13 protein-coding genes are annotated in these 13,065 nt (G+C 71.8%); 2 read left to right on the top strand and 11 right to left on the bottom strand.

All coding sequences use genetic code 11. From position 1 onward, the window contains the following. Positions 1–68 precede the first annotated feature (68 nt). Positions 69–710, top strand: coding sequence for a MarR family winged helix-turn-helix transcriptional regulator (locus tag ACSJD1_RS11395; RefSeq protein WP_438855419.1), 642 nt, complete (start codon positions 69–71; stop codon positions 708–710). A 36-nt stretch (positions 711–746) separates the two neighbouring features. Here ACSJD1_RS11395 and ACSJD1_RS11390 read toward each other — a convergent pair whose 3' ends face one another. The 11 genes from ACSJD1_RS11390 to ACSJD1_RS11340 form a co-directional block, all read right to left on the bottom strand. Further along, positions 747–911 (bottom strand): hypothetical protein, encoded by a 165-nt coding sequence (locus ACSJD1_RS11390; RefSeq protein ID WP_400994221.1) that lies wholly within the window; start codon positions 909–911, stop codon positions 747–749. 272 nt (positions 912–1,183) lie between these two features. After that, on the bottom strand, positions 1,184–2,080 hold the full coding sequence (locus ACSJD1_RS11385; protein ID WP_438855418.1) for a glycosyltransferase family 2 protein: 897 nt from the start codon (positions 2,078–2,080) through the stop codon (positions 1,184–1,186). Continuing rightward, positions 2,077–3,261 (bottom strand): NAD(P)/FAD-dependent oxidoreductase, encoded by a 1,185-nt coding sequence (locus tag ACSJD1_RS11380; RefSeq protein WP_438855493.1) that lies wholly within the window; start codon positions 3,259–3,261, stop codon positions 2,077–2,079. The genes ACSJD1_RS11385 and ACSJD1_RS11380 overlap by 4 nt, the downstream gene beginning before the upstream one ends. 17 nt (positions 3,262–3,278) lie before the next feature. Further along, a complete protein-coding gene (locus tag ACSJD1_RS11375; protein ID WP_438855417.1) occupies positions 3,279–3,743 on the bottom strand; it encodes a sugar 3,4-ketoisomerase in 465 nt (154 codons plus the stop codon). A 156-nt stretch (positions 3,744–3,899) separates the two neighbouring features. Further along, on the bottom strand, positions 3,900–5,042 hold the full coding sequence (gene hpaD, locus ACSJD1_RS11370; protein WP_438855416.1) for a 3,4-dihydroxyphenylacetate 2,3-dioxygenase: 1,143 nt from the start codon (positions 5,040–5,042) through the stop codon (positions 3,900–3,902). A 41-nt stretch (positions 5,043–5,083) separates the two neighbouring features. Beyond that, the gene (gene hpaE / locus ACSJD1_RS11365) at positions 5,084–6,616 is read right to left on the bottom strand and encodes a 5-carboxymethyl-2-hydroxymuconate semialdehyde dehydrogenase (RefSeq protein WP_438855415.1); all 1,533 of its coding nucleotides are present in this window, start codon (positions 6,614–6,616) and stop codon (positions 5,084–5,086) included. Positions 6,617–6,697: 81 nt separating this feature from the next. Beyond that, entirely contained in the window at positions 6,698–7,381 is a 684-nt protein-coding gene (locus ACSJD1_RS11360) for a GntR family transcriptional regulator (RefSeq protein WP_438855414.1), read from the bottom strand. Beyond that, positions 7,378–8,955 carry a fumarylacetoacetate hydrolase family protein gene (locus tag ACSJD1_RS11355; protein ID WP_438855413.1) on the bottom strand — a complete coding sequence of 526 codons (1,578 nt, stop codon included), beginning with the start codon at positions 8,953–8,955 and terminating at the stop codon, positions 7,378–7,380. Before ACSJD1_RS11355 ends, ACSJD1_RS11360 begins: the two co-directional genes overlap by 4 nt. A gap of 78 nt (positions 8,956–9,033) precedes the next feature. Further along, a complete protein-coding gene (locus ACSJD1_RS11350; protein ID WP_438855412.1) occupies positions 9,034–9,888 on the bottom strand; it encodes an aldolase/citrate lyase family protein in 855 nt (284 codons plus the stop codon). After that, on the bottom strand, positions 9,873–10,658 hold the full coding sequence (hpaH, locus tag ACSJD1_RS11345) for a 2-oxo-hept-4-ene-1,7-dioate hydratase (RefSeq protein ID WP_438855411.1): 786 nt from the start codon (positions 10,656–10,658) through the stop codon (positions 9,873–9,875). Before hpaH ends, ACSJD1_RS11350 begins: the two co-directional genes overlap by 16 nt. A 168-nt stretch (positions 10,659–10,826) precedes the next feature. Then, complete coding sequence (locus ACSJD1_RS11340; RefSeq protein WP_438855410.1) at positions 10,827–12,482, bottom strand: thiamine pyrophosphate-binding protein; 1,656 nt, start codon at positions 12,480–12,482, stop codon at positions 10,827–10,829. A 222-nt stretch (positions 12,483–12,704) separates the two neighbouring features. Between ACSJD1_RS11340 and ACSJD1_RS11335 the strand changes: the two genes are divergently transcribed. Continuing rightward, positions 12,705–13,007, top strand: coding sequence for a hypothetical protein (locus ACSJD1_RS11335; protein ID WP_438855409.1), 303 nt, complete (start codon positions 12,705–12,707; stop codon positions 13,005–13,007). Positions 13,008–13,065: the final 58 nt, after the last annotated feature.

Raw genomic sequence — 13,065 nt, 5'->3', positions numbered from 1 at the left:
GCCCGCGCGCGCGACTCGCTTGGACGTGCGCGCACGAAAGCACTCGGGGCCGGGACTAGGGTGTCAGGGTGTCCAGTCGTCCCAGCGGATTCGAGTCGAGCGGCTACTGGTACGAGGCCGACGACTCCCGCCTCGGCAGTGTCGACGTGCTCAACCTGTTGCGCCGATACCGGACGGCCGACCAGGAGATGCGACGTCGGACGCGGGACTCGATGGGCATGGGCGAGACCGACCTCCTGGCGCTGCGGTACGTGCTGCGCGCCGAGCGCGACGGCGAGATGCTGACGCCCGGGATGCTCGCGAAGCTCCTGGGGATCTCGACCGCGTCGACGACGGTGCTCATCGACCGACTCGAGCGCAGCGGACACCTCGTGCGTCGTCCGCATCCGTCCGACCGGCGCTCGCTCGTGGTAGCGAGCACGACGGACAGCGATGCGGAGGTGCGGGCGACGCTCGGGCGGATGCACCAGGCGATGATCGAGGTCGCCGACGGACTGGACCAGCGGGAACTCGGGGTCGTGGCGCGGTTCCTCGCCGGGATGATCGAGGCGATGGAACTCGTCGAACCGCATGCTGCGCCGGATGACGCGTCGCTCGGCGACGTCCCCGACGTATCGATCACCGAGCCGCGCGATCCGTCCTCCGGGAACGAGGACGCCGCCCGGCACCGTGATGGTGCGGGCGGCGACGCGACCTCGACCGAGGCCTGATCGCCGGGTCGCGCGCACGCGACCCGGCGATGCCGATCAGACGCTCCGGTTGCCGGTGAGGGTCCGGACGAGCCAGACGATCACGGCGAGGACGAGCAGGACGATGCCCACCCAGAGCAGGAAGTTCAGCGACTGCACGAAGCCGCCGGTGAACAGCAGGATGATGGCGATGATGCCGACGATGATGAGCAGGGTGTTCACGGAAGTGCCTTTCTGATGGGCGATGACGCCGTGCGGCGCACGGCGGATCGAGAACCGTCGGGCCCCGGGGGACGGTCGTCCCCCGGGGTCGTCCCCCCGGTCGTGATCGCCCGCGAAGCGGTCGTTCCCTGGTTCTCGATCACGTGACCAGCATTCCGCGCGGATCGATGGGACGTCCAGCCATTCCGGTGCAGGGCGGTTTCCGCTATTGTTCGCGCGCCGGAGCGGCCGTTCCGGCCGTCGCATGCGCCAAGGCGCGTCCGCGCCGCGACTCAGAGGCCCAGTCGGCGGAAGGCGCCCTTGACGGGTCCGGGAAGGCGACGGCCGTAGATCCTCCGCATCAGGTACCCGGTCAGCATCGTCTTCTGCCGGGCCGGGAGCGAACTCCGCCGGATCTCCGCGACGCCCGACCTCCGGAGCGCGGCGACCTGATCGACGTCGTGCGGCCAGGTCTTCGAGAGGCTGCCGGACCTGTAGAACTTCGTGCACAGCACCTCGGGCACGCGGACGAACTCGCCGATCAGCGAGAGGCCGAGCAGCCACGTCCAATCGGCCGAGTACTCGCCCTGCTCGTTCGGGTGGATGCCGCCGACCTGACGGAACGCCGTCGTCCGGAAGAGCCCGCGGTTCGGCACCCACCAGAACCCGGGACGGCGCACCATCACGCGACCCCGTTCGACCGGGGAGTGCAGGCCCTCGAGTTCGTCGAACACGTGGAGCTCGAGGCGACCGTCGAGCTCGTGCACCTCCATGTCGGTGAACGCGAGCACGGCGCCCTCGTTCGCCGCGAGGGCGGCGACCAGTCGTTCGACGTACGTCGGCGCGACGATGTCGTCGTGGAACGCGAAGAACTGCAGCTCTCCGGCCGCGCGCCCCATCAGGTCGTTCGAGTTCCCCAGCCATCCGAGGTTGCGCTCGCGCTCGACGATCCGTGTGCGCGGGTGCCGATCGGCGAAGCGACGGACGACCTCCAGCGTGTCATCCGTCGAGCGATCGTCGCCGATGAGGATCTCGAGGTTCGGCCAGGTCTGCGCTGCGAGGCTGTCGAGCGTGCGCTGGATGAACTCCGCGCCGTTGTAGGTGGGCACGAGTGCGGTCACGAGCGGGTTCCACGCGGTCGCGGCGTCCCGAGCCGGCGCGGCACCCGACGTGGGCGACGGGCCGGTCATCCGGCGATCTCCTCGGCGAGCATGCGGGCGCTCCAGGGCGCGGTCGAGTACTTCCCGGTGTCGACGGAGTGGTACGAGCCGCGTCGCCGGATCCCGAATCGGTCGCGTCGGTGCAGGTCGGATCCCGGGTCGTCGAGCGCCCCCCGGCCCTGGGCGAAGACGAAGCCGCCGTGGACGACGACGTCCTCGGCATCCTCGAGCACCTCGTCGATTCCCGACACGAGCCTCCCGAGGGCCGACCGGACCCGCTGGACGAACGCGCCGGCCTCGGCTCCGACCGGAATCGGGGGTGCCGCGAGTTCGAGGTCGCCGCCCTCCGCCACGAGGCCCTCGGGGTACCACGAGAGGTAGAAGTCGCGGTCGGTGTAGCTCTTCACGTCGCCGAACGGGCCGACGGCGACGAGGGCGCTCGGAATCCGGTGCCCGGTGCGCGTGCGGACGAAGACGCAGAGCCGGAACCGGTGCGTCCACGGCGGCTCCGGGTCCACGCCGGCGCTGACGTCGACGGGCAGGCGACCGTTCCAGAGTGCGTTGACGACGACGTCCGCGACCTCGTCGTCGCCGTCCGCGATGCGGACGCGCCATGCGCCATCGTCGGAGCGCATCGGCTCGGCACCGACGACCGTGGTGCCCGCTCGAACGGTAACGCCGGGCTCGGCCGCGACGGCCGCGGCGAGCCGATCGGCGAACCAGCGCGTATCGACGGATCGCTCGGGCACGCGGAAGCCCGCGACGATGTCGTCGCCGGCGATCTGCGCGAGTTCGTCGGGCGCGACCTCGGTGACGCGCGCGTCCGACACGTCGACGAGGTACCGCATCGCATCGGGATGCCGCCTCACGAGCTCGCCGATCGCGCGGAACTTCGCCCGCATCGTGTCGGCATCCACGACCGAGTCGCGGTGGAGCAGGTAGAGGTCGTCGTCGCGCGTCACGTGACCGTCGAGCTCGGTGCCGATCAGCTCGCGCGCCCGGTCGCCGAAGGCCAGGCTGCCCGGGAGGATGTGCTCGGCGGTCGCCGTCGTCGGGTCGGCGCCGTACAGGAACCCGAGGTGGATCTTGCCCTCGTTCCAGCGACTCGTCGCCGACATCGGTGCCGGCTCGCGGTCGATGAGGGTCACGTCGAGCCCGCGTCGGGCGAGTTCGATCGCGGTGGCGCTTCCCATGATGCCCGCACCGAGCACTGCCACGCGCCGCCGGGTCACGGGGCGGACCTGTCGAGGCCTCGGTCGTCGTCGAGGTACTCGCTCCGGTCGTACGCGCCGTCGGCGAACACGATGAGCGTCGAACCGTCCACGGCGTACGTCTGCTCGGCCCACACGCCGACGTCGACGAGCACGGCCGGATTCGCCTCGTCGAGCGTGAGCCGCGCCGTCGCGCCGCCGCTGCGGAATTCGACCTCGATGCGTCCGCTCGCGCGGAAGAGCACCTGCCGTACGCTGCGGTGCGCGTGCCCGCCGCGGACGGCGCGGGCCGGTGCGGTCACGACGAACGCGCGGGCGACCGCGAACCCGAGCTCGGCGAGCATGAGCGGCGTCAGCGATCCGCGCTCGTCGACGTACCGGTCGAGCGCCAGGGGCCGGACGGCGCCGCCGAGCAGCGGCTCGCCGGACTCCCTCCCGGCCACGCGCCTCGCGGCGTCGATCGACTCCGGAACAGGTGCCATGCGCTCCTCCACGGGCGGGACGTCCCGGTCCGCGGCCGTGCCGGACCGGTCTCAGGGGACCGACGATATCCGGTCCGCCCGGCCGGGGACAACGACACTCCGCCGCGCCGTCGACGAATGACGGGATGCGTCGAACCGACGCATCCCGCCCCACCGTCAGAGGGTGTTGCCGAGCTTGAAGCCCTTCTCCTCGTCGCCCATCCGCGTGTACGAGAAGCCGTCCGCGCCGATGGTCACGGCCATCTCGGAGTCGTCGGTGCGCGCGACGACCGGCTGCGGGGTGCCGTCGAGGTCGAGGACGAGCGACGCCTCGGTGTACCAGGACGGCACGACGGGGTTGCCCCACCAGTCGCGGCGCTGGTTGTCGTGCACGTCCCACGTCACGACGGGGTTGTCGGGGTCGCCCGTGTAGTAGTCCTGCGTGTAGATCTCGACGCGGTGGCCGTCGGGGTCGCGGAGGTAGAGGTAGAACGCGTTCGAGACGCCATGGCGGCCGGGGCCGCGCTCGATCGCGTCCGACATCCGGAGCGCGCCGAGCTTGTCGCAGATGGCGAGGATGTTGTGCTTCTCGTGCGTCGAGAACGCGACGTGGTGCATGCGCGGACCGTCGCCGCCGGTCATGGCGGTGTCGTGCACGGTGGGCTTGCGTCGCATCCACGCCGCATACACGGTCCCGGCCTCGTCCTGGATGTCCTCGGTCACGCGGAAGCCCAGGTCCTGCATGAAGCCGACGGCGCGCGGCACGTCGGGCGTGACCTGGTTGAAGTGGTCGAGGCGCACGAGCGCGCCAGGCGTGTAGAGGTCGTAGCGCCAGGCGAGGCGCTCGACGTGCTCGACGTCGTGGAAGAACTCGTACGGGAAGCCGAGCGGGTCCTCGACGCGGACCGACTCGCCGATGCCCTTCGTCCAGCCCTCGGTGCGGCGCTCGACGCGGCATCCGAGCTCGGTGTAGAAGGCGACCGCCCGGTCGAGGTCCTCCGGCGTCCGCACGCGGTAGCTGAACGCCGCGACCGCGGCGACCGGGCCCTTCCGGAGCACCAGGTTGTGGTGGATGAACTCCTCGAGCGAGCGCAGGTAGACGGTCTCCTCGTCTTCCTCGGTCACCGTGAGCCCGAGCACCTCGACGTAGAAGTTCCGGCTGGCCTCGAGGTCGGTCACCACGAGCTCCATGTAGGCGCAGCGCAGGATGTCGGGCGCGGGCGCCGACGGGGTCGGGATCGGGTTCTCGGAACGGATCGGCGCCTCCTGGGAGACGTAGAAGCCCGAAGAGGTGAGGGTCATGTCGTCGCGGTTGGTCATTTCAGCGTCCTTGCATGAGATGGATCGGTGGGATGGCGCGGTCAGCGCGGGTCGGGATCGTCGAGGTCGGTCTCGTGGTGCTCCTGCTTGCCGAACGTGGGGTTGTGCACGGCGCCGAGCGTGATGTGCACCGCCTGCTGGTCGGTGTAAAAGTCGATCGAGCGGTAGCCGCCCTCGTGGCCGAGGCCGGAGGCCTTCACACCGCCGAACGGCGTGCGGAGGTCGCGTACGTTGTTCGAGTTGAGCCAGACCATGCCGGCTTCGACGGCCTGCGAGAAGTTGTGCGCCCGCTTGAGGTCGTTCGTCCAGATGTAGGCGGCGAGGCCGTACCGCACGCCGTTGGCGAGTTCGAGCGCCTCCTGGTCGGTGTCGAACGGGGTGATCGCGACGACCGGTCCGAAGATCTCCTCCTGGAAGATCCGGGCGTCCTTCGCGACGTCCGCGAACACCGTCGGTGCGACGTAGTTGCCGGTCGGGAAGCCCTCCGGCCGGCCGCCGCCGGCGACGAGCCGGCCCTCGCCCTTGCCGATCTCGACGTAGGACATCACCTTGTCGTAGTGCTCGGGGTGGACGAGTGCGCCGACCTCGGTCTTCGGGTCGTGCGGGTCGCCGACGATGACGCGCTTCGCCTGCGCCGCGTACTTCTCGACGAACTCGTCGTAGACCGCGCGCTCGACGAGGATGCGGCTGCCGGCCGTGCAGCGCTCGCCGTTCAGCGAGAACACGCCGAAGATCGTCGCGTCGACCGCCGCGTCGAGGTCGGCGTCGGCGAAGACCACGGCGGGGCTCTTGCCGCCCAGCTCCATCGAGAGTCCCTTCAGGAACGGCGCGGCGTTGCCGAAGATGATCTGCCCCGTGCGGCTCTCGCCGGTGAACGAGATGAGCGGCACGTCGGGGTGCTTGACGAGCGCATCGCCGGCCTCCTCGCCGAGGCCGTTCACGAGGTTGAAGACCCCCTGCGGCAGGCCCGCCTCCTCGAAGATCTCGGCCCACAGCGACGCGGAGAGCGGCGTGAACTCGGCGGGCTTCAGCACCACGGTGTTGCCGGTCGCGATCGCCGGCGCGAGCTTCCACGACTCGAGCATGAACGGCGTGTTCCACGGCGTGATGAGGCCGGCGACGCCGATCGGCTTGCGGTTGACGTAGTTCACCTGGCGGCCGGGCACCTTGTAGGTGTCGTCGGCCTGCGCGACGATCAGGTCGGCGAAGAACCGGAAGTTCTCGGCCGCGCGTCGCGCCTGGCCGAGCGCCTGCGTGATCGGCAGACCGGTGTCGAAGGTCTCGAGTTCGGCCAGGCGCGCGTCGCGCGACTCTACGAGGTCGGCGATCCGGTGGAGCACACGCGAGCGCTCGCGCGGCAGCATCCGCGGCCACGGGCCCTCGGTGAACGCGCGCCGCGCGGAAGCGACCGCCCGGTCGATGTCGGCCTTCTGGCCGGCGGCGGCCTGCACGTACGTCTCGTTCGACACCGGGTCGAGCACGTCGAAGGTCTCGCCGCCGATCGAGTCGACGAATTCGCCGTCGATGTAGTGGCGGATGCGGTCGGGCAGGCCCTCGGGGATGTGCTGGGTCATGTCGGTTCCTTCCGGATGGTGCTGGGCGGGCGGCGCGCGTCGTCGCGCGTCGGCATGCTGGTGGCCGGTGGTCCGGCCGAGTCAGGTGGTGACGGCCTCCGGTGCGGTGGAGGGCTTCTGCGTGGCCTGGTAGGCGAGCACGGCGTCGAGCGTCGCGGTGCGGTGCTGCCGGGCGGCGAGCTCGATCTCGAGCGCGTCGGCGCCCTGCTCGATGAGGTCGACGATGTGCTCGTGCTCGTCGACCGAGGCGCGCGCTCGCCCCGGCACGAAGCTGAACGACGAGTCGCGGAGCACCCGCATGCGGTTCCAACCGCGATGCACGAGGTCGAGCACGTGCGGGTTCGGGCAGCCCTCGAAGAGCACCGCATGGAATTCGAGGTTGAGTTCCGTGAAGCGGTGCGGTTCGAAGTCCTCGAGCGTCCGCCGCATCTCGGCGTTGATCGCGCGGGCCCGGCCGAGCTGCTCGGGCGTGAGGTAGGGCGCCGTGAGCGAGGTCGCGAATCCCTCGACGAGGGCCAGCGTCTGCATGGTGTGGAGGTACTCGGTCTCCTTGATCAGCGCGACCTGGGCGCCCACGTTCTTCTCGAAGGTCACCAGCCCCTCGGCCTCGAGCCGGCGGATGGCCTCGCGCACGGGCACCACGGACACGGCGAGTTCCCCGGCGATCTGGGCGAGTACGAGCCGGTAGCCCGGCACGTAGCGTCCGTCGTCGATGCGTTCCCGGATGAATCGGTACGCCTGCTGCGACTTGCTCTCGACGCTCATCGCGGCGCCTCGGCGCTCGGCGGGAGTCCGGTGCCGCTCGGCTGCCCGGCGGTCGGTGCGTCGGATGCCGCGCCATCGCGCTCGCGCTCGTAGCGCTCGCGCCACGTACGGTCCATCGGGAACAGCCCGTCGACCGGCTCGCCCTCGGCCACGCGCTCGGCGACCCACGCGTCGGCGGCGTCCTGTTCGGCGGCCTCGGCGGCGACCTCGGCCACGAGGTGCGGCGGGATCACGATGACGCCGTCGCCGTCGCCGACGATCACGTCGCCGGGCTGCACCGCGGCGCCGCCGCAGGCGATCGTCACGTCGGTCTCCCACGGCACGTGCCGGCGGCCGAGCACGCTCGGGTGCGGCCCCTGCGAGAAGACCGGGATGCCGATCTCGGCGACCGCGTCGAAGTCGCGCACGCCCCCGTCGGTGACGATTCCGGCCGCGCCGCGCACCTTCGCCCGGAGTGCGAGCACGTCGCCGACCGTGCCGGTGCCGCGCTCGCCGCGAGCGTCGACCACGAGCACCTCGCCCGCGCCGACCGAGTCGAATGCACGCTTCTGGGCGTTGTAGCCGCCGCCGTGCTCGGCGAAGAGGTCGGGGCGGGCGGGGATGAAGCGGAGCGTGCGGGCGCGGCCGACGATGCGGTCGCCCGGGTGGTTCGCGAACACGCCCTCGATGAACACGTCGTGGTATCCGCGCTTGCGGAGCGCGACCGAGAGGGTCGCGACGGCCACGGACGAGAGCCGCGCGCGCAGCGCGTCGGTGAGTTCGAACTCGGGCCCGGCGGCATCCGTCGCGCCATCGGCGGCGGCATCGAGGGGCGTGGCCCGGCCGGCAGCGACCGCGGTGGCGTGCTCCGCCTCGGAGCCCCACGCCTCCACGCGCTGGAGGTCGTCGACGGCCGGCTTCGATCCGAAGTCGCCGAACCGCACCGAGCCCTGGGTGACGGTCGTGGCCAGTCGCCCCGTCGCGGGCGCGCCGGGCGCACCCGGCGCGTCGACCTCGACCTCGACGAGGTCGCCGGGCACCACGACCGACGAGCCCGCAGGCGTGCCGGTGAGGATCACGTCGCCGGTCTCGAGCGTGAAGTGCTGCGAGAGGTCGGCGACGAGCCGACCGAAGTCGAAGAGGAGCGTGTCGGAGGTGTCGTGCTGGACGAGTTCGCCGTTGACCCACGTGCGCACGCGCCAGTCGCCCTGGCCGATGCCGTCGGTCGGGATCGCGACCGGGCCGAGCGGCGTGAAGCCGTCGCCGCCCTTCGAGCGGACGTTGGAGCCCTTGTCGGCCGCGCGGAGGTCGTACACGCCGAAGTCGTTCGCCGCCGTGACCGCCGCGACGTGGGACCAGCCGTCGGCGGGGGAGACGTGCCGCGCCGGCGCGCCGACGATCAGCGCGATCTCGCCCTCGAACGCGAGCAGCTCGGTCCCGGCGGGTCGCTCCACGGTGCCGCCGGTCGCGCCGATCGAGCTCTGCGGCTTCAGGAAGTAGCTCGGCTGAGCGGGCGTGCGACCCCGCTGCGCCGCGCGCGACGGGTAGTTGAGGTGCACGGCGATGATCTTGCCGGGCTTCGCGATGGCGGTCATGGACTCCCTCGTCTTCTGATATCCGAAATCATATACGATTTGTGGACGGCCTGGCAAGGCGCCGGATGTCGCGGTCGCTCAGTAGCTCGGACGCGCCTCGGTCGAGTCGCCCGCGCCGGCCGCGGTGCCGCCCGGCGCATCCGCCGGTCCGGCCGCACCGATGAATCGATCGGCGAGGGCCTCCGACGCTCGGGCGAGCAGGGCGACATCCGCACCGACCGCGACGAACGACGCGCCCGCGTCGAGGTAGCGCTCGGCGTCGGCGGGCACGAAGGCGTTCACGCCGACCGGCACGCCGGCGGCGACGCCTGCGCGGACGGCCGTGAGCACCGCATCGACGACCTCCGGGTGCGACTGCGCTCCGAGACGGCCCATCGACGCCGCGAGGTCGGCCGGCCCGACGAAGAGGCCGTCGACGCCCGGCGTCGCGGCGATCGCGCCGACGGCGGCGACCGCGGCGGCGGACTCGATCTGCACGAACAGGCTGACCGTCGTCGACGCCGTCGCGAGGTAGTCGTCGACGCGGTTCCAGCGAGATGCGCGTGCGAGCGACGAGCCGACACCGCGGACGCCGCCCGTCGGGTACCGCACCGCGCGGACGAGCTCGGCGGCCTGCTCGGCCGAATCGACCATCGGCACGAGCAGGTTCTGCACGCCGAGGTCGAGGAACTGCTTGATGACCACCGTGTCGCCGTACGGCACGCGCACGACGGGCGAGACCGGGTAGGCGGCGACGGCCTGCAGTTGCGCGAGGATCGACTCGAGGCCGTTGGGCGAGTGCTCGCCGTCGATGAGCACCCAGTCCAGGCCGCTGCCCGCGGCGATCTCGGCGACGAGCGGGCTGCCGGAGCAGACCCACATGCCGACCTGCGGGCGGTCGGCCTCGTCGATGCGAGCGGCGAAGGTCGGCGGCAGGGTCAGGCGAATCGGCACGAGATGCTCCCGAGGTCGTGGTAGTCGGCGTGGACGGTATCGCCGCGCTGCACCCACATGGGCCGCGTGAAGCTGCCGGCGAGCACGATCTCGCCCGCGCCGAGCGACTGGCCGTGCTGCGCGAGCTTGTTCGCGAGCCACGCCACGCCCATCGCGGGGTGGCCGAGCACCGCGCCCGCCACGCCCGACTCCTCGATCGTCTCGTTGCGCGAGAGCAGCGCGCCCACCCAGCGGAGGTCGACGTCGTCGACCTTCACCGGCCGCCCGCCGACCACCATCGCGCCCATGGCGGCGTTGTCGCTGATCGTGTCGACGATCGTGCGGCCCTCGAGCGCGATGTGCGAGTTCAGGACCTCGAGCGCCGGGACGACGTACTCGGTCGCGCGGAGCACGTCGAAGATCGTGGTGCCGGGGCCCTCGAGCGGCGCGGCGAGCACGAACGCGAGCTCGACCTCGATCCGGACGTTCGAGAAGCGGTCGAACTCGATGACCGAGCCGGACTCGTAGACCATGTCGTCGAAGATCACGCCGTAGTCGGGCTCCGTGATCCCCGTGGCGACCTGCATCACCTTCGAGGTGAGCCCGATCTTGCGCCCGACGAGCCTGGCTCCCGCAGACATCCGCCGTTCGGCCCACTCGCGTTGCACCGCGTACGCATCCTCGACGGTCATGCCGGGGTTGCGCGCGGTGAGGAGCGGGACGGTCGTGCGGTCGCGGTCGGCGGCGAAGAGCTCGTCGGCGATCTCCCGGATGCGTGTCGGGTCTGGCACGTGATCTCCACTTCGTCGTGAGCGTTCCGTCGCATCGATCGTATCGATCGCCACGGCAGCCTGATATCTCAGATCATATACGATTCGAGGCGGTACGAGAGGGGCGAGCGGGATGCAGCGCACGGACGCTCCGGCGGGCCTCCGCCTCACGGGTCCGACGGGCAGTGCCTACGAGTTCACGCGGATGATCTCGTGCTGGTACGGCGCCACGACCGCGTCCGACACACGGCAGTCGAGGAGCAGGAAGCGCCGCTCCGCGACGGGCTCGGTCGCCCAGGCGGCGAGGCGGTCGAGGTCGGCGAGCTCGCGGACGACCACGCCCTCGGCGCCGACCGCAGATGCGAGGCCCGCGAAGTCGACCTCGGGGATCCGCATGGGCGACTCGGCGAGGCCCTTCCGGCCGTAGAGGTGCACCTCGGCGCCGTAGGCCGCGTCGTTCCAGACGACCGCGATGCCGCGACCGCCCGCCGTGCGCACGGCGGTCTCGAGGTCGGCGATCGCCATGAGCCCGCCGCCGTCGCCGGTCGTGAGGACGATCGTCGCGTCGGGCTTCGCCGCTGCCGCCCCCGGCACGCTCGGGAAGCCGAGCCCGATCGACTGGAACGCGGTGCCGATCATCATCATCCGGTCGGGGGAGGCCACGGGCCAGTACATGTTGGCCCACCCGATGAAGTGACCGCCGTCGGAGACGACGACCCGGTCCTCGGGGAGGAGCTCCGCGAGTCGCGCGGCCACCGAGCGCGGGTCGAGCCGGCCGTCCTCCGGCACGGTTCCGACGCCCGGGTCGTGCGCGCGGAGCGGGGCGATCTCGAGCGACTCGCGCCATCCGGACGGCTCGGCGTCGAGGGCGGCGAGCTCGTCGACGAGCGCGCGCGCGACGAGTGCCGCGTCGCCCCTCACGTAGGCGCCCACGTGCGCGTGCGTCGCGGCCGGTGCGACGTCGACCTGCGCGACGCGGGTTCCCGGCGCGAACAGGTCGCCGAAGCGCATCGTGAACTGGTTGAGGGATGCGCCGAAGACCACCGCGACATCGGCCTCGCGGATGAGCCGCATCGCGCCTTCGGCGCCGAAGCCGCCCGTCACGCCGAGGTCGTAACGGTCGTCGGGGAACAGTCCGCGTCCGAGCGCCGTGGTCGCGGTGAGGGCCCCGGTCGCCGCCGCGAGTTCGCCGAGTGCCTCGCCGGCGCCGGCGAGCCACGCGCCGCGGCCGGCGATGAGCACCGGGCGGCTCGCGTCGGCGAGGTCCCGGGCGAGCGAGCGGATCGCGCCGGCGGCGAAGTCGCCGCGGGGAGCGATGGGAACGGGAAGCGTCGGCGCGGCGGTCGCGGGCACGGGCCCCGCCTCGAGTGCGGCGACGTCGTAGGGGATCGCGAGCACGGTCGGCACCCGGTACGCCAGGGCGTGCTCGATCGCGATCACGGTCGTCGCCGCGGCATCCGCCCGCCCGACGGTGTACGTGCGCGCGCCGACGCCCGACGCGAGCGCGATCTGGTCGACGCCCCACGGGCGCGGACCCGAGGTCGGCTCGTCGCCCACGACGAGGACGAGCGGCACGTGCGCCTGCACCGCCTCGGCGAGTGCGGTCAGCGTGTTCGTGAATCCGGCGCCGTACGTCGCGGTGGCCGCGGCGAGCCGGTTCGAGGCGCGGAAGTGCGCGTCGGCCGCGACGACGCCGCCGACCTCGTGGCGGACCGCGGTGAACGAGGCATCTGTCTCGCGCTCGAGCGCGTCGAGGAACCAGGCGTTGCCGTTGCCCATGACGCCGAAGACGTGGTCGACGTGGGCGGCGAGGGTGCGGGCGACGTGCGCGGAGACGGTGGGCATGGCGGAGCCTTTCGAGACGGTGGACGGATGCGTGGAGTTCCGTATGTGTCTCGCGGGGCCGGCCGAACCGGCCTGACGCTTCGCGCCCTTTTTTCGAGCGCCGGCGCTGCGGCGGAGCGTGCGTTCCGCGGGGCGCCTGGACGACAGCGAGTATAGCCAGCCCCGCCGCGGTCGCGACGGCCGCGGCGTCATCCTCCTCGGCCATGGGGCAGGATGGCACGCGTGAAGACGATCCAGCTGCGCCGGTACACGCTCGTCGACGGGGAGTACGACGCCTTCGTCGCGTGGTGGAACGAGTGGATGCCGCGCGTGCGGCCCGAGGCCGGGTTCGCGATCGAGTTCGCGTACGGCATCCGCGAGACGAACGAGTTCGTTTGGGCCGTCAGCGCCCCGGGCGACGCCGATGCGTTCCGCACGCTCGAGGCCGAGTACCTCGCCTCCGAGGAACGGGCCGCCGCGTTCGACGGCGTGCCCCAGCGCGTCGCGGCGTACGACATCGTGCTCGCGGACGACGTCGCCGCCTGACCGGCGCACGGCTCGCCGCAGCGGCATCCGCCGCCCCCGTCACAGGACGTCGTGTACA

Origin of the sequence: Agromyces excoecariae (assembly GCF_051715505.1) — a bacterium.
Classification (GTDB): domain Bacteria; phylum Actinomycetota; class Actinomycetes; order Actinomycetales; family Microbacteriaceae; genus Agromyces.
Note: the sequence above shows the minus strand (reverse complement) of the source record. Positions and strands in the feature narration are given on the sequence as shown.

Coding starts and splice junctions, on each gene's coding strand:
- ACSJD1_RS11385 (WP_438855418.1), bottom strand. CDS start 2,080: ATGACCGGCCCGTCGCCCACGTCGGGTGCCGCGCCGGCTCGGGACGCC.
- ACSJD1_RS11375 (WP_438855417.1), bottom strand. CDS start 3,743: ATGGCACCTGTTCCGGAGTCGATCGACGCCGCGAGGCGCGTGGCCGGG.
- hpaD (WP_438855416.1), bottom strand. CDS start 5,042: ATGACCAACCGCGACGACATGACCCTCACCTCTTCGGGCTTCTACGTC.
- hpaE (WP_438855415.1), bottom strand. CDS start 6,616: ATGACCCAGCACATCCCCGAGGGCCTGCCCGACCGCATCCGCCACTAC.
- ACSJD1_RS11360 (WP_438855414.1), bottom strand. CDS start 7,381: ATGAGCGTCGAGAGCAAGTCGCAGCAGGCGTACCGATTCATCCGGGAA.
- ACSJD1_RS11355 (WP_438855413.1), bottom strand. CDS start 8,955: ATGACCGCCATCGCGAAGCCCGGCAAGATCATCGCCGTGCACCTCAAC.
- ACSJD1_RS11340 (WP_438855410.1), bottom strand. CDS start 12,482: ATGCCCACCGTCTCCGCGCACGTCGCCCGCACCCTCGCCGCCCACGTC.